Here is a 21,798-nt window from a genome sequence, read left to right as displayed (position 1 = left end):
ACACCAGCGCTAATTTATACAGACGCGCAAAGTATAAGAATTGGCAGAAGAAACACAGAGAAAGATGAGTTAGATGAAAACAATTGTCTCTATGGGTAGAGGGGGAAGCGGAAAAACAACTTTTGTCTCTCTCATGACCAAATACTTCATTGAAATCGGCGAAATTCCCCTCCTTCTTGTAGATGTAGATCCTGATCAAAACTTGGGAGAAATGGTTGGAATAGACCTTAAAGAAGAGGGGAAGAAGACAATATCTGAGTTATTGCTTGAAACTTTTAAGGAGAAAGGAGGCACCACAGTCGGAGTACCTCCTTCAGAAAGAATAGAAAGTACGATCTGGGAAAAGGGACTATATGAAGGAGACTCTTTTGATCTGATCGCTGTTGGTACAAAATTTATGGAAGGCTGTTACTGTTTACCAGACGCTGCGTTGAAAAAAGCCTTGGAAAGGTTAACGAAGACCTACAGATACGTTCTCGTTGATTCTCCAGCTGGACTAGAGCACCTAAACAGAAGAATAACTTCTCAGGTAGACGTCATATTTGACATAATAGATCCTTCCCAGAAATCCTTCAACCACATTGAGAGAGCATACAGAGTCGCCAAAGAGGTTAAGATCGATTTCAAAAATTTCTACGTTATCGCGGGCTATCGAGTTCCAGAGAAACTAGAAGAAGAAGTTAAAAAAAGAATAAAACTGAAATATCTGGGGAAAATCGCCTACGACAAAGACGTCGAAGACTATGTTTTCTCTGGAAAACCTTTACTTGAACTTTCTTCCTCATCCCTTGCATACATTTCAGTGAAAAAGTTCATGGCAGAAGCAGGTTACTAAACTAGTTAAAACGTCTCATTGAAAATTTTTGCAGAACTTATAAACCTAAAAAGTGGAAAAGCAATCGTTGAAAGGAATGAAGATTTCCTCAAAATGGAAGAAAAGAAGCAGGAGATGCATACGCGAAAGGTTAATTAAGATTCTTGGCAATTTACTACACTCTAAATATAGATTGTAAATATGTCAGAGGTCATGGATATTGGCTAAAAAAGACTTGTTTTTGAAAGCAAAAGAATTGAAAACAGATGTTACTGTCTTGAAGGACGTTGAATTGTCCATTGGCAAGATTCTTGACAAAACTTGGACTGAGCCAGTTGGCCCAACTCCTTTACCATCTATAACCGACCTGCGGGAATGGGACTTCAAACTTCTCGAACGATACAAACCCTTCTATCTACCCTTCTGTGATGTCTGCTGCCTTTGCACCTTCGGAAAATGCGACCTTACCGGAGACAAGCGAGGCGCTTGTGGGTTGGATATGGCAGCCCAGCAGTCTCGTATGGTTCTCCTTGCCTGCTGCATCGGAGCCGCCACTCATATTGCACATGCTAGGCACTTAGTTAAACACCTGACAGAGAAATTTGGTCGAAACTGCCCCATTGACGTTGGAGGGATTAACATCGAAGTGGAAGCTCCAGTAACCCGTCTGGTTACCGGTATCAGGCCTAAGACGCTCAAAGATGTAGAGGGCGCTCTTGACTATTGCGAGGAGCAGCTTACGCATCTTCTCTCGGCCACTCATACGGGACAGGAAGGAAGCAACCTAGACTTTGAGTCTAAAGTTCTTCACGCAGGAATGGTAGATCAAGTTGGCATGGAAATAGCAGATATGGCACAGATTTCAGCCTATGGTCTTCCAAAAGGAGACCCAGAAGCAGCCCTAACTGAGATAGGCTGGGGTGTAGCAGATGTCTCTAAACCTGTGATATTGGTCATTGGTCACAACATGCCATCCGCCGTAGGAATAATCGACTACCTAAAAGACAAGGGAATGTATAACGCCGTCGAAGTTGTAGGTATATGCTGCACAGCCATCGATATGACCAGGTACAGTCCCTCTATGGCTAAGATAATAGGCCCGATATCTTGGCAATTGCGTTTTATCAGGAGCGGATTACCCGATTTAATAGTAGTAGACGAGCAGTGTATCCGCGCGGACACTTTGATCGAGGCTCAAAAAATCAAGACACCAGTGATCGCCTCAAGCTCAAAAAGCTGTCTGGGACTTGAAAACAGAACAGACAGCCCCGCAGAGGGAATAATATCAGATCTGGTAGAGAGAAAAGTTCCTGGAGTGCTCATCCTAGACCCAGAGAAGGTTGGAGAAGTCGCGGTTGAAACTGTGACAGCCATTGCCCCAAAGCGAAAGAAATTCAACATTATCCCCAAGAGAGAAGAAATTATTAAAGCTGCTCAAGAATGCACACAATGCAACGAATGTATGCGAGCCTGCCCAAACAATCAACCAATCCCCGAGGCTATGAAAGCAGCAGCAAAGGGCGACCTTAACCCACTTGCTGAAATTCTCGAGAACTGTGTGGGCTGCGCCCGTTGCGATAGCGCTTGTCCCAACGACTTCCCCCTGCACAGCTTTATGATAAAGGCTGGAGAAAAATCGCTGATAGAAGAGAAGTTTAAGATACGGGTTGGACGGGGTGCAATTCAAGATGTGGAAATAAGGCAAGTCGGCGGACCCATAGTTCTTGGCGAGATTCCAGGAATAGTAGCTCTAGTAGGATGCGCCAACTACCCCCGCGGTGGAAAAGAGGTTGCAGAGATCGCTGAGGAGTTCGCTAAGCGTAGGTTTATCGTTGTCACCTCAGGGTGTGCAGCTATGTCCATAGCCATGGTAAAGGATGAAGAGGGAAAGACTCTTTACGAGAAATATCCGGGTAGCTTTGAGGCTGGTGGCATTCTCAACGTGGGTTCATGCGTTTCCAATCCCCACATAGCTGGGGCAGCCATCAAAATCGCAAGCATCTTCGCAAAGAGAAAACTGCGGGCTAACTACGAGGAGATCGCTGATTACGTCCTTAACCGGGTGGGGGCAGTGGGAGTCGCTTGGGGCGCCATGTCTCAGAAGGCTGCCTCAATAGCCTCAGGCTTCTGGAGGCTCGGCGTACCTGTAATCGTTGGGCCTCATGGATCTAAGTATCGTCGTATGCTCCTCGGGAGAAAAGACAAGAAGGAAGATTGGTATGTATATGACGCCAGAACCGGCGATAAAGTTTACGGGGGTCCAGCTCCTGAGCATCTCTTTACTGCGGTTGAAACCAAAGAGGAGGCCATGGTGTTGATAGCCAAGCTTGTTATGAGACCCAACGATACTACTAAGGGTCGCGCCATAAAATTAACCCACTACATCGACCTGCACAGGCGTCTTTACGGCGTTATGCCTGACGACATACACCTCTTCGTCCGAAACAAAGCTGACATACCTATCACCATGAAAGAGGAGGTTCTCAAGGTTCTGGAGGAAAAGGGATGGAAGGAGACGAGAATTCCTGACCCAACGTTGCTACCTAGACTCATCAGAAAGAGGAAAGGTGAATGACATGGGTGTGAAGGCAGAACCGTGGCAGAGAGCTGAGATCGCGGGTCCCAAGAAAGCTCTTATCATCTTGAAGCCTGAGGTGGTGGTTGCAATGGTGCATAGAGCAAAGCGTCCCATCCTCGTCGTCGGACACCTGGCCGCTGAGGATTATTCAGATGATGTCAAAATGATTGATTACGTAATCCGCATGAGCAAGACTGCTGGAATCCCTGTGGTAGCCACAGCGCACGTGACAATCGAATTTATCAAGAGAGGCTTTCAACCCGCTGCTTGGATGTCTGCAATGGACATTGGTAATAGGATTAAGGACCCAGAATGGAAAGGGTTAGACGGAATGGGCCCGTATGACCTCGCAATGTTCATGGGGCTCCCCTACTACATGGAATTTGTAATATTAGCCGGGCTAAAACACTTTTGCACAAACCTTAAGACCATAAGTCTGGACAGATTTTATAATCCCCATGCAACTTGGTCATTTCCAAACCTTATGGTTAAAGATTGGAATGAAAGTTTTGAAACGATAATAAGTAAGTTAGGTAGTCAGTAGCCAATCCTTAACTGAAAGGTTGTAGCTTATTTCGGGGATTCTTTTTTTCATGTCTTCTATGCTTTCGTGAACGTAGCGTCTTGCTGTTTTCTCAGACTCCCACGCGAAGAACCGCATTATGTCTCTTGTTCTATATCCGTATTCGCTTCCTAGTTGACTAGCGCGTTCTGATCTTAGTCGGTGAGGCCACATATCGAAGCCTGTTCTCTCTGCTAAATCGCATACTATTTGGTAGGCGCGTATCGGGCTTAGGTGTTTTCGGTGTCGGTGAAACTTTGAGGGGAATAGGTAGTCTTGCACTTGATCTAGCCATTCTATCAATATTTCGCTTAAGGGTTCTCTTCGGGGAAAAACTATCTCGCGCGTTTTCTTTAGGGTCTTTGTTCTAGGCTTTTCTCCACGCGCTTGCTTTTCCACTCTTGTTTTCTTGCTATCCACATATCGCCACGACTTGACAACTGGAATCATTTTCCCGTATATCCATGCTTCGTCGAAAGTAAACATAGACTTCCTTAGCCTAACAACTTCGTCGGCTCTAGCTCCCGTCAAGAATAGTATGGCGATTAACGCTCTGTCTCTTTCGCATAGAAACTGTTGCTCCCAAGTGTACCGTGAAGTGTCCATAGCAGCTTCGCACATCTTAGCCAATGCTCCCCAACCGCAGAACTCTTTGCCATTTAGGTCAACCACTGCGCGTCTTGAGTATTGATGTGATGCCCAGTATCCTTTTCTTCCAGTGCTTCCTCTTTTCATTTTCAGACTTTCCATTTTATCGCCTTCTACTGGCTAGTTACCTAGCCGCGAAATACATAGGCGTTCATGCTTTATTAAAGCTTTCGTGCAAAAGGTTAAACACCCATGCTTTACAAGCTTTTGATTCAAAAGAAAGCCTATTTCTCTCTTAGATAGAGATAATATATATAAATGGTATAAGTAGCAGAGTTTGACAATTTCAACGATTATGGACGCTTTCTTTCTTTAACAACTGCCTCAAGGTCATGCTTACCCCAATCAGTCACGCCCAACGGTCTTCCAGCCTTACCTCTTAGCAAGCTTTCATATCGCTTAGTTAAATAGTGCAGCGCCCGCGAGAACGTAAACATCTTAATGAAGTTTTGTTGACTTTTCAAATAAGCAAGTCGAGCCTTCATAAAATTGAAGCCATCTCGAAACTCGAAATAGGAATAGTTAATCAACCTCCACCTCCATTTTTTAACCCAAACTTCCAAGAGGTCTATCTCCTGTCGCAGGTCTTCCATTTCAACGTCATGCCTCTCCTTCTCTTTTTTCAGCAAGTCCAATATGAAAAGAACATCATTTCTCTGCAATCGCGCTCTCAATCTGATTCCCTACTCTTCACGAATAGAATAAAACCAACCAAGCCAACTAGCAACAGGGGAACAGCAAACAAGACGTAAGTAGATATTTGAAACGCTACGTTGCCGTGAATCGTTGTGGCGCTTCTCATCACCTGAGGCAATGCGATCCAACAGAAGAGAGAGACTAAGCCTACAATGACAAGCAACGCTAACGCGGGTTTTGGATCCGCCATCTTACTCTCTCCTTTTCACTTTGAAAATCGTAGCTGTCTTCTTCTTCCCCTGACGCACAAGCTCCACATCCTTCACGCTAACATAGGCCGAGATGAAGCCTAAATACTCAAGCTTGTAGGATCGCCCCGTACTAGCAAGTTTCAATATGCCAACATTCTCAAAAGAATCCGTCATGTTAAGTCACCTTCCATTACTTCACACCTTTAAGATGCGCATCAACCTCGCACGCACAAGCCATAAGGAAATCGCGCACTTCACAACTGAGAGGAAGGATAATTTCAGAACGGCCATAATTGCGGTTACTAGAACGTGCCTTCACAACTGGGTAGCTGTAGCTCCACACAGCGAGAACAGCCTCATTATCATACCTATACGAATTCTTGTGAAAATCTAAGACCAAGATACCAGTGAAAGCAAGCTTAGACCTGCGATCTATAGTTGTGGTGACTGGAACTTTCACACTTAGCTTAAGAACCTCAGTGAAGTCCAAACCGAAATAAGGCTTCTTACGAACAACCTGCCTACTCACGTTGAAGCCTCCTTTTTGGCAGCTTCAAGAATCATGTTTTCTTCATCAGAAAGCCGATTACTTTCACTTTCACCTTCACTATCTTTGGACTTTTTTCTCTCTCCCCCTATGAGATTATTATTATTATTATATTCTCTTATAGTAGTAGACATATCCCTGTCAACCAAACTCTCCCCAGCCTCTTCGTTTCCTTCCCCTAAAGGAGAGAGAGAAAAGTTCTTTGAACCACACACCAATTCATTATTGTTGCCCAATACGCGCAAAAAATCAGTCTGTACCTGATGATTCCACACAACCGAAACAGAACCATTCCCATCTTTCTCAAGATGGCCTTGCTCAAGAACAGCTATGTACCCTTCTTGCTCATGTAAAGTACGCCTAAACGTGTGCTTCTTTGGAATAAGCTGTCCTGATTTCTCATACTTAACCGTGTGGTCTATCACAGTCTTTGTTACTGTGTCAGTACGTCCCAAATAATTCAAAATTGTCTTACAGTCACATAGACACATCTGTTTCATGCGGCGTACAACTGCTACATATGGCACTCTTACAGTTGGAAAGAAGCTTTCCCGTAGCTCAATAACTCGTCTCTTCACTATTCCTAGCTTGCGGTTTTTCCTTCGTGTTTTTGGCTCTGTCGTGAAAGGTCTTTCTATCGTGAGCTTCTTCTCAAGGGTGATTTTCTCAGAATGTTCAGTCATGGTTTGCACCTTACGAGCTTGCCGTCGGGAAGGCGGTGATGCCACGTCTTCGACCTGAACTTTGTCTTGTCCACGGATTTTTCCTTCAATTCTTAGTTACCTTTTTGGGTTTGGTATCAAACCAAGTAACCACTACCGAAACTGTTTAATAAAGGTTTGGTATCAAACCTAATGAGAACGCATGCCTTACAAGAGTAAAAATAATCAAAAAAAGTATCAAAGGAAGTATTCTAGTTTTAGGTCGAAAAGAAACAGCGATATGCGAAAAGCTGTTCTGAAAGGTGACTTTGGTAAAGCTAGGCAAATTGCACAAAGGAAACCTAAGATACACCTCAAGAAGAAGAAGCGTAAGAAGGGGCGTAAAAAGTGAAGTTTCCAAAACTGTTCAACCGCAACCACGTCAACGTTATAAAAGCCAAACAAGTCACTATCCCACAAGATTTCATTTCTGTCTTCGTAAGCAAAAAAGAAATCTTGAAGCAACCACACGTTTTCAACTTGAAAGACCGAATAATTGCTATGAACGACGACGTTGTTCTTGTCCACTTAAAACGCAATGCTACACCTGAGATTTTTCCAGCGTACAGCGTTGAAATGGATTGGGCTAGGCACGAGAAAGTTGAGTTACCAATGTCAGCGCTCTTCGCGTTGGCTTTGCGGGATGATGTGCCTTTGGTTGAACTGGAAGACCGTTTTATGAGTTTAACGAATCCGATTTTTTACGCCTTAAAGGAAGAAAAAGAAGTTCAAGTCTATAGCGGTATACCCTAAAGATACCGTAGACTAAATATTTGCCCTAACAAAACTCTCTACATCAGCAAGATCAAATTGAACTGATGAATTTGCTTCATCACAAGTGGGAGCATCTTTTAACGCTTTGTATCTCGAATTAAACGCATAATCGTAAAGGCGATAGTAAGCCGAGAAAATTCTTTTGGGAACACTGTGACTCAGAAATGTATGTCTCTCTTCGTGATGTTTAAAATCTAAACCGTGGTTTTTCTTTAGAAAAGCTTCTATAAAATGAAGGGCACAATAGAAAGCCACAATAGAAACCCAATCTGGACACTTATCAATGATTCCCATCAAAAATTTATGTAAGAATGTCTTATTTCGATCCGCTTTCAAAAGATGGGAATCAACATTCATATCGCCAAAATCCTTCAGGAGTAGCTTCTTCTTGCTTCCGACCTCTAAGTTTGATTATGTGAAGATCAAATAATAATGGGCGAGATTTTCTTAAAAGCTCTCCAAAAGCGTCATATATCGCACATTCAATATCTCGGTTGCTTTCGGGAATAATCACTCTAATCTCGGTAATATATCCAGATGGTGTGCGGTTGTAAACTTCCCTCATATTAAGATAAAGACCTTCTATCCCTCTAATCCCATATATGATTTCACTGAAATTGCGGATAGTTTTTTCAGTTTTGATCAACCATGGTGTTCTATCTGATAAAATTCTAGCTAGAAGTTTGGTTCTATCATTTAGTATTATAAAAGGATGGGTTATACCAGTTTCCAGTAGCCTAATGTTGCCTGCCATTAACCCATGTGAGACTTTCTTAAACGGTTTTTCCAATTCTTGGATTTCTAACATCATTTTTCTTCCATCTTATCAATCCATTCTAGCAACTTATCAAGGTCTTTAGCCAAAGTTTTGAGGCTTTCCCCCAACTTTATTTTTTCATCTGCTGATAAGGTCATTAGCTTATTTATCCTAGGCATGACGGTCATCATTCTAATAAATATGCTAGTATATAGTTTACCCATTTCAGGGGCTTTTTCAACCATCATGCTCATCATTTCTGGTAGTTTTTCAGCAGATTCAAGTGAAAACATGGAATCAAAAGCTTCTTTATGAGACTTTTGGATTTTTCCCAGCTTCTCAGCAAAAAAACCATATGCATCCATCAGATACCTAAGCATCTCAACTAAATTCTTCACTTCTTCTTTTGAGAGCTTCGCCTTATTTTCTTTTTCACTATTTGTCATAACTTTCACACTATGTAAAGTGAAACAACTTATTAGGTTTTAAGTTTCTGAACTCGTAATTCAGTTTTTAGGTTGGTCAACAGACTTAATAGTATCCGCCCTTCAACCCCTTCTTTTTTTGTGGAGTTCATAAAAGAACACACGAAAATCTACGGATATTCCCAAAAATCCCTTAAACAAACAAAGAATTTCAACTTCAGGAAAAACTTGGCAACTCACAAAACTTATACCAACAGGGGATTGTGTCTTAATAATGGAAGTGTATACGAAACTTGAACGGTGAGAGTTCACCTTTACGCAACGGTGTGATTTTCCGTAAGAACAACGAACATGAGAAAACTTTGAGAGCGTCCCGACTTAATAGATTAGCATCTTTAAAATTGCCTGATTTTTCTACCTTTCGAATAGCTGATTATTGTGAAGAAGCAAAGAGTTCCTTTATATATGGATGTTTCAGAAGCTGCATCATTTGCTCTGCAATTGCAGCCGAGCTTACGCTTAAGCATACTTTGATTTTCCTTTCAGAAGATTGGGAACAAACATATTGGGAGATAGAAGTGAAGAAATTTAGCTTCAAGAAGGTCATTGAGGAACTAAGAAGAACAAACGATAAGTGTACTAGCTTGCTCAGAGATGCGGATTGGTTGAGAAAAACTCGAAACGAAATTGTCGCTCATCCGCTATATATTGGTAATCCTTTTGAAATAAAACAGCCAGGGACACTCACACCGCGAGAACCAGAGCTAGAAATTTGGGCAAATAGGATAATGCTTAGAGATATTCGTAAGCTTCTTCAGTTTGTTGAACCAGATAAAAGAAAGACGATTGAGGAAAAAACATTCTCAAAAAGAGATACAAAGGGCAAAATATTGGAGGAGTTCTCTGTTTTGGACTATCTTGAGCAGCGTAAACCCGTTCGTTATGAACCGTTCGACTTCACATACTGGAGAATCATACAGAATGAACTAATAGAAGAGATAGCTTTTCAAGCATATAGAAGAATGATAAAGGTATTAAATGCTCTTTTTCCAAACAAGTAAATTCTATTCGTCTAAATGCAAGCACATAAAAAATGGAGAGAATGCGGGAGATGTCTCCACTACTAACCTAGAAAAGCACATCCATTGCATTTCTCGCTTCTATGTTGTGCATGCATACATAGGGTCCTGTTACAACGCTCAAGGATGTACGCCGCCAATAAACATAAAAAGTTAAACGAACCTTTCAGAATTGAGGATGTAAGATAATGCGTGTTTTAGCATTTCTCATTTACCTTGCAGTTTTCTTCGCAGAACTTGTCGGATTGTCCTTTATACCTAATAGCGTATGGAACGAAACATACCTCTCTATCTTCTTTTTAGCGCCTATACTTTTCACATTTCTAAACGTGTTAATGGCATGGTGGCTTTATTCTGATGAGGATGAAATCTACGCTTTGAGACAACAAATCTTCGAGTTAGAAAATAAGCTACGTGAAAAAAAGGTGATTTAGTACGTCTTCTCAATGCATGCATGGCTTCTGGAACTTGGAACTTTCACTCTTCTCTCTGCTTTGCCATTTGTCGTTGCTTCAAAGTCTCTAAATACCCTCTTCTGAAAAAAGGACACTATGTCTGATACGTGTCTAACCAAGCCTTGTTATCTTTGTAGACGAAGAATCACTGGAGCTAATTGGCATTGTCTCCAGTGCAACATTTGTATATGCTTTCTGTGCGGAGTCAGTATGAAAGAATATCCTGCGGCTTGTCCAAAATGCAAAAGAAAGCTCTCTTGAATGTATGATTTAGAAGTTTCTTCCACAAGCCATAAAATCTTGAAAAGTAGCTTCTCTTTTCTTCTCGCTCTAAAGAGTAGATGTTTTATTTTACGTTTCTTTCTTCTTTTGACTTGCACGCCTTTCTAATGTCTTCAGATATTTGGAAACATCAGAGGTTCTAACAAGTCCCTTACGTATTGTGGAGACTTTTCTTGTTTTTACAGCAGTTTCTTTGGCAAAATAAGGACCTTTTTTCTTTTTTTCTTCAGGCAGCTTTTTCACCCTTAATAATAGAACGTATTTGCCTCCATCTTAACCATTTCGGTCTTTTCATTGTTGTTCTTCTTTTCAGACCCAGTGACTCTTCAATCATATCCATAATCCTTTCTGAGCGCATAACGAAAATCGGTAGTTCCTTTTCTACTTCTTTCCAATTATTTTGCCTTTTGAGAAAACTAGCAAAAGCCCAGAAGACAGCCAATTCATCAGCTAAATCTGGAGGTAGAAAGATTTCAAAACCCTCCTTGGCAGCTTTTGACCAAAGTTCAATTCCCTCCTTGTATGCATTCTTGTACTCTTTGACTATTTCTTCTCGTAAGACTCTCTTATAGCCCACTTTAGATAGCATTAAAGGTTTGTCAATATCTTCTTCAGTATAAGATCTCATAAAATCAGTTAGACGACTAACGATACCGTACAAAGTTTGAAAAAAGTGTCTTGCCTCTTTTCGCATTGTAAACTCTCTGGAAATACTTTGCTCTTTTATTCTAAGAATATAGTTTAGATAATAGGTTACAACCGAAGACAAAATGGCAATGATTCCACCTAGGAGGAGAATAAGTAAATCACCATTCAATGCAAAAATCTACCTCTTCCAAGTTCAACTAGTTCCTTTAGTTATGCTATAACTTTTCCGCATTTCAACTATAGTGATTTACTAGATGTTGATGCGTCGAAATGATAATCAACAATTCCTCTATAACAAAATTTTATCTAGTCCTAGCCTTATTGACAATTATGTTTCTTTCGAGAATAGAAATCAAAAACTTTCGATGTTTGAAAGACGTCAAATTAGAACTAGCTCCTATTACTGTGATTTACGGTGAAAATGGCTCTGGGAAATCAAGTGTTCTTGAAGCAATTCAACTTTTAAGGCAGGGGATGGGATATATGATGAGACTTGGACAAGACCCATTCAAATCTCCTGTTGACTTTGGCTCTTATACGGACATTGTGTCTAATAACAATGAAGAAGAATGGATTACAATTGGACTCGGGATTAATCTAACTTCTGAAGAACTCATTAACAATCTTATTTATTCGGATTTTAAAGTAATAAAGGAGTATCTCCCATTTCCAATAAAATTCAAAGAAATTGGATATGAACTATCCTTCAGACAATCTAGGAAAAACCAGCCTTTTGAGACAAAGCAAACCCTACTGCTGAATGATGAAACATTAGAAAGGGTTGAGTTCGTATCACAAAAAGGTACACATAGAAATCATGTTTATGTGCCGAACAAAAAAGTTGCTGGTAGAGTAGAATGCACTGGTGATCCAAGGTCTTTGTTGATTGACAATACTTTCAGTTTTTCAAAAAGTGGGAAACCAACGGATGAAGTGCGACAAACAACAAATGTTTACAATAGATTTTCGAGAGATCTAGTTAGAATAATAAGAGAGATGATAAACAAATATTTTATTCTACGTCCGACAAGAGCAACTCCTCGTTTATTAACAGATACTGCGGGAAAGGCTGAGTGGGTTGGTGTTGAAGGAGAGGATTTAGTAAGGGTATTGTCTCTGATATTTGGCAATGTGGAGTTAGAAAGGTCACGAGACTATGTGACTGAGTGGGCTAGAACTTTTGGTTTGGACAAATTGCATGCGGGTTATGTAGGAAACAATCGTGTTAAAGCAACATTCAAGGATCCAATTATGGACGCCAACAACGACATAGTTTTTGCTGGACATGGGTCAAAACAGATACTTGTAGTCTTAACTCAGATATTCCACTCAAAACTTGACAGCACTATTGCAATAGAAGAACCTGAAATAAGTCTACATTTGAATCTTCAACTAGAACTCCCAAAGCTTTTTGCTCATGCGAAAAGATTGCAGAAGCAGATTATTGTGACTTCTCATAGTGGGGATTTTCTGACAGCATTTAAGCCACTTTTCTCAGAGAAAGCTTTAGGATATAGTTTAACAAAGAATGAATTATCTGTATATCATCTGAGGAAGAGCCAAAAAGGATCATCAATTGAAAGACTAACCGTACTTTCTGATGGAAGAGTAAAGGGCTTTGTACCAAGTATAGTAAAAGCAGAGAAGAAAATGGTTTCTAGCGCACTTTAGAGGATGAAGTTTGCCACATCATTATAGGAATGCTAGAGTCCTGTTAGATGCAAATGTATTCCTAGATATTGCAATTTCAAGGGTGAAAGGTGATAATTGCCCAGAATTTGAAAAGATAAGGAGAGAACATCAGTACATCATCAAATCTACTCGACTCCAGAAGCATTACATAGGTGCGATTGCTAAGAGGCTATCGATGAAAGCTCAACCTTTTCTAAGAAGTGTATATGATGAAGTTCTTGTTAAGGACATAAACGACAAAAATGCAAGTAGACATCAACCAGTATTTAGAGTTTCTAGGAAAGACAGATTTCTATATGGTCTAGCTATCGAAGCTAAGGGAAACAATAGACATCAAGTTCTGCTTATATCCAATGACCCTGACCAAACTGAGAACTTTGCCAGAATGCTGAGTAGTGAAAACATTCAGATAGTTGATGCTCAAACATACGTACAAGAATACTGTTAGAAGCCTAACATTTACATTAAGATCATTACTATAATACAATTTATGCCCAAAAGAAGCGATTTTACAAGGATCGTCCTAACTTCAATCGTGGTCTTAGTCCCTTTACTGCTTTTATTTTCCTTTGTCTATGCCCAAGTTGAAAATGATGATTTGGCTAAGGTAAGGTTAATCATTCACATTTTGGACATAGATCAGTCACAGAAAACTGTAGATCTAAAGATAATTGTGTGTATTAGTAACTTTCCTTATAATGAATCGAGAGTAGGTGTATGGGTCATTGGTGCTGGAGACACGATTATTTGGTGCAACAATACAGGAGCACATATGGTTAGCACATGGTATTATCAAGGAGAGTCTGAGCAGACAACGTGGCTCTTAGAGGGGATGGGTGAACATTTTCCTTTTGATTCTTATAATTTGCGTTTTGAAGTATATGATGTATATTTTATTAACCATAATTTCACTCTGTCATCTGAGGGGCATCAAGCTTTCTTTACTGGGTCTAAAGCTTACTCTTTAAAGGATTTATGGAAAACAGATAATGGTTTAATTCCCATTGAGTACATTAAAACCGAAGAAATAGCCTTTGCTATTGGAAGAAGTGATAACGCTTTATCTATTGCTATTCTGCAGTTCTTGATTCCAATTATTGGATGCTATTATCTTCTTGGAGCTACTTTGATGTTGAATCCTAAAGAAAAACTAGCTGAAAGATTAAGAATTCACCTGTCACTCTTTGTTTTTGTTCCCACATTCTTAATAGCAATCCAAAAATTCCTACCCTATCGTTCTTCATTATCTTTTCCAGAGTTTCTTTTAGTTAACTTGATAGTCAGTAACACACTTTTTGGGATTTTCAGTATTTTTGGGAATCAGAAGAATTCTCGTAAGCAGAAGGTAACTTACAGTAGATGGGATTTGATAGCCTCAAATCTCTCTTTAGTACTCTTCATGATAATTTATCTGTTTACCTTATTTGGCAGAATAAATATACCCGCTTCACTAATCTTTACGTATATTGTAGTTCCTTCCTACATATGCTTCTACTTTGCCGTGATGTCGAAAGAGCAAATTAAGAAGCAAATCCTTGGAATAGCAGTTTTTATTATATTGGCTCTCATCCCCTTGATTTTCATTCTCATTTCAACTCTATAAGAGATTCGACACGCAAGATACGAGCACTTCCTATTAGACGAAGGCATAATCTACGTTAATGACAGCAAAGACAAATGTCTCTATCCCCTGCCACTTGAATGGGAAGTTGCTAAAGAGTTTATGAAACTTGAAAGGCAGCCTAACGGGTATGTTTTGCAAAGAAAGAATAAATGGAAGAAAATCGCTGGGAAGCCTATAGGTAAAAAGTGGTTCTGGCAAAAACTGAAAGATTGGGTTGCAAGGCTGACGTTCTTAACTGGGAGAGTTTCACGCCTAACCATCTACGCTCTTTCTTTACGAAGGAATGGGTACGGCAACGCTACTTAGTACAGGATGATCCGAATATCCCTTTACTTTCAAAAATAATGAGACACCGCGACGTAGTTTACACTTGGATTTACCTAACCAAATTCGTTTACATTGAAGACTTACGGAATGAAATAAACCGATTCCAAATACCCATAGAACAAGCCTACAAAAAAGTTTTGAATGCGTCACAAAGAGCATGGATTGACAGAAAACAGTGGATAAGAAGACGTATACAGGCATCCAAAGGAGCACAGAAGCTTTAGGTGGGAAGAGGCTCTTAGAGAAACTGAGAGAACTCTTGCAGAGGGGAATAAGACGGATCGGCTGATAGAGTTGATTTGGCACAGCAATGCTAACTAACCCCTTCTTTTTTCTCTAACGTTAGAACAGTTTTCATGGACTCCACAGAAGAACAAGCTCGAAGCTGCGACTTCAGCAACACATAAAAAAGGGGAGGATATAGAGGTTGGTTAAAGATTGGAATGAAAGTTTTGAAACGATAATAAGTAAGTTAGGAGGCGAGTTAAAAAATGTCCATGTTTGAAGACATTCCAGTAGACGTTGGAGTGATATACGAAGGAGAAAGAATTCGAAGAAACAAAATGCACGTTGAACTTGGAGGCCCAAAAGTAGAATCGAAATTTGAGATTGTAAAATGCAGGCCAATGGATGAAATCGAAGATGAAAAAATAACAGTGATAGGACCAGACCTCAAGGACTTAGAGCTTGGAGGCAGCTACCCCTGTGGAATCTGGATCGATGTCGCAGGAAAGGAAGTTGAAGAAGAACTTGAAGGCGTTATAGAAAGAAGAGTCCACGAATTCTGCAACTACATTGAGGGATTCATGCACTTGAATCAGAGATACGACATATGGCTGAGACTAAGCAAAAAATCCTTCGAAAAGGGATTAAACAACTTCGAATTGATAGGGAAAGTCTTGCATAGACTGTTCAAAAGCGATCTACCATTCATCGAAAAGATACAGACAACCTTCGTTACGGAACCCGAAAAAGTGAAAGAAATGATGGAAAAGGCGATTAAGATCTATGATTCTAGAGATGCTAAAGCCAGAGGTTTAAAGGATGAGGATGTCGAGGAATTTTATGGATGCACTTTATGCCAGTCCTTTGCTCCAACTCACTGCTGCGTGATCACACCTCAAAGGTACGCTAACTGCGGAGCCATCAGCTGGTTCGACGGCAGAGCTGCAGCACGAGTGGACCCAAAGGGCCCGATCTTCAAGATCGAAAGAGGCGAGTGCCTCGATGCTTTCAAGGGTGAATGGTCAGGGGCTAACCAAGCTGTAAAAGAAAGGACGATGGGAGAAATCACACGAGTTTGGCTTTACACAGCCTTTGATTATCCTCACACATCTTGTGGATGCTTCGAGGGTATAGCCTTCTACATCCCTGAGGTGGATGGCATGGGAATCGTTCACAGAGGTTTCAGCGAAAGAACAGTGAATGGATTACCCTTCTCAACCATGGCAGACTCAACGGCTGGAGGGCGGCAAGTAGACGGCTTCCACGGACTATCCATCGAATATATGAGATCCCCAAAGTTTCTCCAGATTGACGGAGGTTGGAACCGTATAGTTTGGATGCCATCCAGCGTCAAGGAACGCGTCAAAGACTTCGTACCAAAAGGTGTAGTCGATAAAATAGCCACAGAAAACGAGACAAAGTCAATTGATGAATTGAAGGCCTTTCTTGAGAAGATGGAGCATCCAGTTGTCGAACGATGGAAGGCTTTACCAGTTGAAGTGGCACCCGAAGCGGAGGAAGTGGAAGTTGCGGTACCAGAGATTCCTCTTCCTGGAATACCCACTGCCGCTGGAGGGTTCCAGATCATTCTCAAAGACGCAAAGATCTATGCTAAGAAAGTTATCATTCGAAGAGTGGAGAGGTGAAAACCTTGGGAGAAGAAGAGAAGGAGAAAAAGGCTGCCACCGAACTTGCTGAGCTACTGAAGCTTCTGGGTTTGGAGGGTGAAAGTGAAATTGAGCTAGAGGATGTGGAGCTAACTATAGGAGAACTTATCCTTCAGCCATCGGTTTTAGCCTCTGCCAAACTGAGAGCTGCTGTACCACCCACTCCATCCGCACTCGCACCGCCAAAAGTGAAGCCCACAAAGATCTTGGAAGCCTCCTTCACTCCTTTTGTCCAAGAATATCCTGGACAGATTAGAGAGGTAACGCTTGGGGCTACCAAGAGTGAGGGAGGTAGTCGCGGCAAAACCATAGCGATCGGAGGCGCAACAACCCCTGCATTCTACCTATTCGAGAAGACCCCGCCACACCTACCCGCCATTGCCGTAGACACATTCGACATGAAGGTGACGCTTCCGAAGGCGATAAGAATACATGTCGAGGAGGTTTGGGAGGACACGGCTGCGTGGGCCAAGATGGCAGTTGACAAGTGGGGAGTAGACGTGGTCACAGTGCATCTGCTGAGCATAGACCCGCTTATTAAGGACACACCACCATCCGAGGCTGTGAAAACTGTAGAGGAGGTGCTGCAAGCAGTGGATGTCCCCCTCATCATTGGAGGCTGCGGTGATCCAAAGAAGGATGCCGAGGTTTTCACTAAGGTTGCCGAGATGGCTGAAGGCGAGAGGGTTTTGCTCAGCTCCCTTACGTTGGACATGGACGAAGCTGGTGTCCTCGAAGGCGTGGCGAAGGCAGCCGGGAAACATGGACAATTAGTCTTGGGATTCACAGCCTTAGACTTGAACCGAGCTAAGGAGCTGAACAGGAAACTCTACGATTACATATCCGAAGATAACATACTAATGGACCTCACGACGGCAGCCCTAGGCTACGGACTTGAGTACTCATTCACCATCCACGAGCGCGCTAGGATGGCAGCGCTAATGGGAGACTCAGAGCTTCAGTACCCAGTCCTAGCCGGAACAACGAACGCTTGGGCTGCAAGAGAGGCTTGGCTGAAGTTGGGCCCTGAGTGGGAGCCGAGGAGACTCAGGGGACCATTATGGGAGACTACAACCGCGCTGGCTCTACTCCTAGCTGGGGTTGATGTGTTCATGATGATGCACCCGGACGCCATCAGGACCATGAGAAAGGTCATACAGCAGTTGATGACTAGGGGTAAGGCTAAGCCCGAAAAAATAGCTAACTGGGTCAATACAAGAATATAGGGAAGAGATGAACATGACCGAGAGGGAAATTAAGAAGGCTGCAACGAAACTCAGCCCCATCGATGTGTACATGCTGCTTCCTAGAACAAACTGTAAAGAGTGTGGAGAACTAAACTGCATAGCCTTCGCGGCCAAACTGGTTAATAGAGAGGCTTCCTTGGAAAAGTGCCCCCCGATCCTGAAAAAGGAGCACGAAAAGTCGTACAAGAAACTCCAAGAGATACTAGCGCCAGTGATTAAGAAGATCACTATCGGCACGGGAGAGCACGCGGTCAAAATAGGCGGCAAACTTGTCATGTATCGCCACGAGTTCACTTACCACAACCCAGTGGCACTAGCCTTCGATGTAACCGATGAGCTGCCGATGCAGCGTAGATTCTCCGAAGAGGAAGAGCTCACAGACAGAGTGAGGAAGGTTGAGAACTTCTTGTATAATTACATAGGAAGGGATCTTAATCTTGATATGATAGCCGTCAGGTCAACATCAAATGACCCGGCAACTTTCAAGTCAGCCGTTGAAAACGTTGCCAAAGTCACAGACCTGCCGCTGGTTCTATGCGCGTTCAACCCTAGTGTTATGGAGGCTGGACTGGTCGCGGCTTCAGGTAGGAGGCCACTAATTTATGCGGCAACCAAGGACAATTGGAGAGAAATGGCTGATCTGGCGCTGATGTACAGCTGTCCATTAACCATCTTTGCCCCGAACGACCTCGGCCTTCTGAGGTCTCTATCGCAGACCATGATCGAGTATGGGGTTGAGGATTTGGTGCTCGACCCTGGGACACTCCCTGGTGAGGGATTATCGGACACCGTCAACAACTTCACTATGGTGAGAAGAAATGCGTGTAAAGGCGGGGATGAGCTATTCGGTTTCCCGCTTATTGGGACGCCCATCACAGTTTGGTCTGGCGAGAAGGATTCAAAGGAGATGCTGGCGTGGGAGGAAGCATACATTGCTTCTATGCTAATCTCCAGATACGCCGACATATTAATAATGCATAGCCTCGATGGATGGGTTCAATTACCAACTGTCATATGGAGGTTTAACATCTACACAGACCCCAGAAAGCCGGTTTCAGTTGACTCACAGTTGTATACATTTGGGAAGCCTGATGAAATGTCGCCGGTGATGCTGACCACCAATTACGCCTTAACGTACTTCACCGTCGAGTCTGACATTAAGAAATTTGGGACAGACTGCTATCTAATTGTTGCCGACACCGAAGGAATCAGCGTTGAAAGCGCCGTAGCCGGGAGATACCTCACGGCAGAATCAATTGCAGAGGCGGTTAAGAAGTCAGGCGTAGCAGAGAAGGTTAAACATAAGTACCTAATTATACCCGGTATGGCTGCTAGGCTAAGCGGAGAGACGGAAGACGAATTGAAGAACGTTGGTTTGCCTGGTTGGCATGTTATGGTAGGTCCAAGAGATTCGTCTGGAATAGCGAAACTTCTGGAAGAGAAGTGGCCCCCAAAAGAGGAAGAAGAGGAGTAGAAACAAAAAGATGTTTGAGAGTAATCTATCGTCTTTTTCAAAAAGCTCCCATGATGAGTACACAATGCAAGGCAATGCGCGCACATTACCATTAGAGAAGCGAGGATTTTTTGTTTAGGAAAAGCTTCAAAACTTGTCCGGGCATAAGGAAGTTTGTTAGACCTGTCCCCGAATATATTAAATGCCCTAACTGCAGTGGAACGGTGGAGATTTGGAGCGACGAAGATGTTGGGATATGCGACACATGCAACAAAGAATCTGGTAGACCCGAAAAGGAGCAGTCGTGCCTAGACTGGTGTGAGTACGCGGACAAATGCAGAGAAATAATCAAGTGTATGAAGCGTTAACAAGAGGTTTTTGAGACACCTGCGCGTGTATCATAAAATCGAACCGCTTTCCTTTTCCAGATTCCTGAAATAAAGCACGAAGCGAGATTTTTGACGTTAAATAGTGCCTCTTTAGGCCCTTAACGCTACGTACGCTAGGGGTTATAGCTTGGGAAGAGTTCCTTAGGACCCGGGATGTAAATCGACTCAGAGTACGTTTCCGCGAACACGACATCTGCAAGAAGATCTATGTACAGCATATTCTGTGCTATAGTATTCGCGTGGTTTTGCTTCTTCATCGACAAGAGTGTAGCGTACGCGCCTGAAAGTGAACCATTTCCAATTGAGCGTATCTTTGCATTCGGGAACTCAGGGAAAACCCCAAGCTTTGTTGCGTTCTCCAAATTAGTATACGCCCCGAAAGCTCCTGCAAGGTAAAAGTTCTTAACGTCGTAGATGGAGAGGTTAAATTTCCTCATCAAAACCATTATTCCTCCGCAGGAGGCGGCTTTCGAGTCCATGATATAATCCATATCTCGCTGCGTTATTACTATGTCTCGGCCAATCGTCGTCTTCTCTGCAGGAGCTATGACATACTCCAATCCGTCTCTCCCTTTTCTAACGAGCGCCGCTCGTCCCACGACGATCTTTCCACTGAAATCAAGGATGCCGACACGAAACATCTCTGCTGCGGCGTCGATTATGCCTGATCCGCAGATTCCCATTGGACGCTTGTTCCCGATGACCGTGTATTCCGCCTCGAGGGATTCAAGGTCGATTCTAACATGTTCTATTGCGCCGTGCATAGCCCGCATCCCAAATCTGGTGCCTGCCCCTTCGAAGGCGGGACCAGATGCGACGGAGCATGATACGAGCCAATCCTTGTTCCCGAAGATAATTTCCCCATTTGTTCCCATGTCAACTAAAAGAGAGGTTTCGCCAGATTCGTGCATACCAGAGGCTACTACGTCACCGACTGCGTCTCCTCCCAAGAATCGGCTCACGTTGGGAAGGCAGTAAACATAAGCTTCCAGATTTGTGTTGAGTCCGAGTTCCTTTGCTTTTTTGATGACTGGGGTCCTAGGAACTTTGTCGTTTGCATCCACATACCAAAGGTAGTCTACGTTCACCCCTGCTAAGAGGTGATTCATAACGGTGTTTCCGCCCGCAGAAACGCTTGTGATTTCTTCTTTCTTGATTTCAGCGCTTAGTGTAAGCCTGTTCACAAGATCATTTATGGTTCGGACTACCGCTTGCTGGAGCTTGTGCAATCCACTCTCGGCTTTACGTGAAAAAGCAATTCTCGTGATGAGTGTTTCACCGTAAGTGATCTGCTTGTTCAACCCCGAGGCTCTGCCTAGAATCTCCCCACTTGACAAGTCAACGAGGAGAGCGACGATTGTCGTGGTTCCAATGTCGATGGCAAGACCATAGTTTGAACTGGTTCTGTCGCCTGACTCAACGTTGATAATCTCAGGAGTCTTCATCATACTCAAAGTCGCGGTTATCGGTTCTCTCATTAAAAGAAGCTTGTTATAGATTTCGTCGCTCACCTTTGGGCTTAGACCCGAGTAGTCATGAAGTCTGATTTGTCGATGTTCATCATCTCGGATAGGCAGTAAGGACACCAGATATTTCTTTGACGCAGGATCCAGTTTATCAATGGTCATTTCTGCACTGAGAAGTATTTTAGGGTTGGCAATTCGACTTTCAACAGGGATAGTAAACTCACAGTCGCTTAGGACGCGCGTTTGACAAGCAAGACGGTAGCTTTCAGATATTTCCTGAGGAGATAGCCACTTTGTATATTTAGTTGACACATCGGAGACTTCACCTTTGTTAAGAATCACCTTGCATGTTCCACATTCGCCTTCGCCGCCACATATGCTTCTAATGTCTATACCCGCCTCTCTGATCGCATCGAGCAGTATCGTCCCTCCCTCTACCTCAATCACCTTGTCCATCGGATTAAAGACTATTCTTACAAGGTCACCCATTTCCTAAACTCCGCAAGTATAATATTGTCAAGTCTGTCACCCATGCTTCTTCAATTACTTGT

General features: G+C 42.6%; 25 protein-coding genes. 14 read left to right on the top strand and 11 right to left on the bottom strand.

Annotated elements, in window-relative coordinates; genetic code table 11:
* Window positions 1-73 precede the first annotated feature (73 nt).
* From KAU88_07635 to cdhB, 3 genes are all read left to right on the top strand, one after another.
* The gene (locus tag KAU88_07635) at window positions 74-835 is read left to right on the top strand and encodes an AAA family ATPase (GenBank protein MCK4478381.1); all 762 of its coding nucleotides are present in this window, start codon (window positions 74-76) and stop codon (window positions 833-835) included.
* A gap of 199 nt (window positions 836-1,034) precedes the next feature.
* Window positions 1,035-3,389, top strand: a complete 2,355-nt coding sequence (gene cdhA / locus KAU88_07630) for a CO dehydrogenase/acetyl-CoA synthase complex subunit epsilon (protein MCK4478380.1) — start codon at window positions 1,035-1,037, stop codon at window positions 3,387-3,389.
* A gap of 1 nt (window position 3,390) precedes the next feature.
* The gene (cdhB, locus tag KAU88_07625) at window positions 3,391-3,936 is read left to right on the top strand and encodes a CO dehydrogenase/acetyl-CoA synthase complex subunit epsilon (GenBank protein MCK4478379.1); all 546 of its coding nucleotides are present in this window, start codon (window positions 3,391-3,393) and stop codon (window positions 3,934-3,936) included.
* Here the strand turns inward: cdhB and KAU88_07620 are convergent.
* The 6 genes from KAU88_07620 to KAU88_07595 all read right to left on the bottom strand — a co-directional run bounded on the left by KAU88_07620 (window position 3,922) and on the right by KAU88_07595 (window position 6,719).
* Window positions 3,922-4,704 carry a tyrosine-type recombinase/integrase gene (locus KAU88_07620; protein ID MCK4478378.1) on the bottom strand — a complete coding sequence of 261 codons (783 nt, stop codon included), beginning with the start codon at window positions 4,702-4,704 and terminating at the stop codon, window positions 3,922-3,924. The genes cdhB and KAU88_07620 overlap by 15 nt on opposite strands.
* A 191-nt stretch (window positions 4,705-4,895) precedes the next feature.
* The gene (locus KAU88_07615) at window positions 4,896-5,264 is read right to left on the bottom strand and encodes a hypothetical protein (protein ID MCK4478377.1); all 369 of its coding nucleotides are present in this window, start codon (window positions 5,262-5,264) and stop codon (window positions 4,896-4,898) included.
* An 8-nt stretch (window positions 5,265-5,272) separates the two neighbouring features.
* On the bottom strand, window positions 5,273-5,488 hold the full coding sequence (locus KAU88_07610; GenBank protein ID MCK4478376.1) for a hypothetical protein: 216 nt from the start codon (window positions 5,486-5,488) through the stop codon (window positions 5,273-5,275).
* Between the two features lies 1 nt (window position 5,489).
* Window positions 5,490-5,663, bottom strand: coding sequence for a hypothetical protein (locus tag KAU88_07605; protein ID MCK4478375.1), 174 nt, complete (start codon window positions 5,661-5,663; stop codon window positions 5,490-5,492).
* Between the two features lie 16 nt (window positions 5,664-5,679).
* The gene (locus KAU88_07600; GenBank protein MCK4478374.1) at window positions 5,680-6,018 is read right to left on the bottom strand and encodes a hypothetical protein; all 339 of its coding nucleotides are present in this window, start codon (window positions 6,016-6,018) and stop codon (window positions 5,680-5,682) included.
* Entirely contained in the window at window positions 6,015-6,719 is a 705-nt protein-coding gene (locus KAU88_07595; GenBank protein MCK4478373.1) for a hypothetical protein, read from the bottom strand. Before KAU88_07595 ends, KAU88_07600 begins: the two co-directional genes overlap by 4 nt.
* 366 nt (window positions 6,720-7,085) lie before the next feature.
* Between KAU88_07595 and KAU88_07590 the strand changes: the two genes are divergently transcribed.
* On the top strand, window positions 7,086-7,490 hold the full coding sequence (locus tag KAU88_07590) for a hypothetical protein (GenBank protein MCK4478372.1): 405 nt from the start codon (window positions 7,086-7,088) through the stop codon (window positions 7,488-7,490).
* Window positions 7,491-7,502: 12 nt separating this feature from the next.
* On the opposite strand, the gene KAU88_07585 is transcribed toward KAU88_07590, so the two are convergent.
* Genes KAU88_07585 through KAU88_07575 form a run of 3 tightly spaced genes read right to left on the bottom strand, consistent with a single transcriptional unit; the run spans window position 7,503 to window position 8,714 of the window.
* A complete protein-coding gene (locus KAU88_07585; GenBank protein MCK4478371.1) occupies window positions 7,503-7,868 on the bottom strand; it encodes a hypothetical protein in 366 nt (121 codons plus the stop codon).
* The gene (locus tag KAU88_07580) at window positions 7,858-8,322 is read right to left on the bottom strand and encodes a hypothetical protein (GenBank protein ID MCK4478370.1); all 465 of its coding nucleotides are present in this window, start codon (window positions 8,320-8,322) and stop codon (window positions 7,858-7,860) included. Before KAU88_07580 ends, KAU88_07585 begins: the two co-directional genes overlap by 11 nt.
* A complete protein-coding gene (locus KAU88_07575) occupies window positions 8,319-8,714 on the bottom strand; it encodes a hypothetical protein (GenBank protein MCK4478369.1) in 396 nt (131 codons plus the stop codon). The genes KAU88_07580 and KAU88_07575 overlap by 4 nt, the downstream gene beginning before the upstream one ends.
* Window positions 8,715-9,271: 557 nt before the next feature.
* Between KAU88_07575 and KAU88_07570 the strand changes: the two genes are divergently transcribed.
* Window positions 9,272-9,754, top strand: coding sequence for a hypothetical protein (locus KAU88_07570; protein ID MCK4478368.1), 483 nt, complete (start codon window positions 9,272-9,274; stop codon window positions 9,752-9,754).
* Window positions 9,755-9,960: 206 nt separating this feature from the next.
* On the top strand, window positions 9,961-10,206 hold the full coding sequence (locus KAU88_07565; protein MCK4478367.1) for a hypothetical protein: 246 nt from the start codon (window positions 9,961-9,963) through the stop codon (window positions 10,204-10,206).
* 529 nt (window positions 10,207-10,735) lie between these two features.
* On the opposite strand, the gene KAU88_07560 is transcribed toward KAU88_07565, so the two are convergent.
* Window positions 10,736-11,326 carry a hypothetical protein gene (locus tag KAU88_07560; protein ID MCK4478366.1) on the bottom strand — a complete coding sequence of 197 codons (591 nt, stop codon included), beginning with the start codon at window positions 11,324-11,326 and terminating at the stop codon, window positions 10,736-10,738.
* A gap of 101 nt (window positions 11,327-11,427) precedes the next feature.
* Here KAU88_07560 and KAU88_07555 point away from each other — a divergent pair, with 101 nt between their 5' ends.
* The 8 genes from KAU88_07555 (at window position 11,428) to KAU88_07520 (ending at window position 19,760) form a co-directional block, all read left to right on the top strand.
* Window positions 11,428-12,828, top strand: coding sequence for an AAA family ATPase (locus KAU88_07555; GenBank protein ID MCK4478365.1), 1,401 nt, complete (start codon window positions 11,428-11,430; stop codon window positions 12,826-12,828).
* A gap of 10 nt (window positions 12,829-12,838) precedes the next feature.
* Window positions 12,839-13,297 (top strand): hypothetical protein, encoded by a 459-nt coding sequence (locus KAU88_07550; protein MCK4478364.1) that lies wholly within the window; start codon window positions 12,839-12,841, stop codon window positions 13,295-13,297.
* Between the two features lie 150 nt (window positions 13,298-13,447).
* The gene (locus tag KAU88_07545) at window positions 13,448-14,452 is read left to right on the top strand and encodes a hypothetical protein (GenBank protein ID MCK4478363.1); all 1,005 of its coding nucleotides are present in this window, start codon (window positions 13,448-13,450) and stop codon (window positions 14,450-14,452) included.
* 206 nt (window positions 14,453-14,658) lie between these two features.
* Window positions 14,659-15,024, top strand: coding sequence for a hypothetical protein (locus KAU88_07540; GenBank protein ID MCK4478362.1), 366 nt, complete (start codon window positions 14,659-14,661; stop codon window positions 15,022-15,024).
* 273 nt (window positions 15,025-15,297) lie between these two features.
* Entirely contained in the window at window positions 15,298-16,671 is a 1,374-nt protein-coding gene (gene cdhC / locus KAU88_07535) for a CO dehydrogenase/CO-methylating acetyl-CoA synthase complex subunit beta (protein MCK4478361.1), read from the top strand.
* A complete protein-coding gene (cdhD, locus tag KAU88_07530) occupies window positions 16,668-17,918 on the top strand; it encodes a CO dehydrogenase/acetyl-CoA synthase subunit delta (GenBank protein ID MCK4478360.1) in 1,251 nt (416 codons plus the stop codon). The genes cdhC and cdhD overlap by 4 nt, the downstream gene beginning before the upstream one ends.
* A gap of 13 nt (window positions 17,919-17,931) precedes the next feature.
* Window positions 17,932-19,413 (top strand): acetyl-CoA decarbonylase/synthase complex subunit gamma, encoded by a 1,482-nt coding sequence (locus KAU88_07525; GenBank protein ID MCK4478359.1) that lies wholly within the window; start codon window positions 17,932-17,934, stop codon window positions 19,411-19,413.
* Between the two features lie 110 nt (window positions 19,414-19,523).
* Window positions 19,524-19,760 carry a phosphohydrolase gene (locus KAU88_07520; protein ID MCK4478358.1) on the top strand — a complete coding sequence of 79 codons (237 nt, stop codon included), beginning with the start codon at window positions 19,524-19,526 and terminating at the stop codon, window positions 19,758-19,760.
* Between the two features lie 134 nt (window positions 19,761-19,894).
* Here the strand turns inward: KAU88_07520 and KAU88_07515 are convergent, their stop codons facing one another.
* Window positions 19,895-21,736 carry a DUF4445 domain-containing protein gene (locus KAU88_07515; protein MCK4478357.1) on the bottom strand — a complete coding sequence of 614 codons (1,842 nt, stop codon included), beginning with the start codon at window positions 21,734-21,736 and terminating at the stop codon, window positions 19,895-19,897.
* Window positions 21,737-21,798 lie beyond the last annotated feature (62 nt).

Source organism: Candidatus Bathyarchaeota archaeon (assembly GCA_023131225.1).
GTDB lineage: Archaea > Thermoproteota > Bathyarchaeia > Bathyarchaeales > SOJC01 > JAGLZW01.
This window is presented reverse-complemented; position numbering and strand designations above follow the sequence as displayed.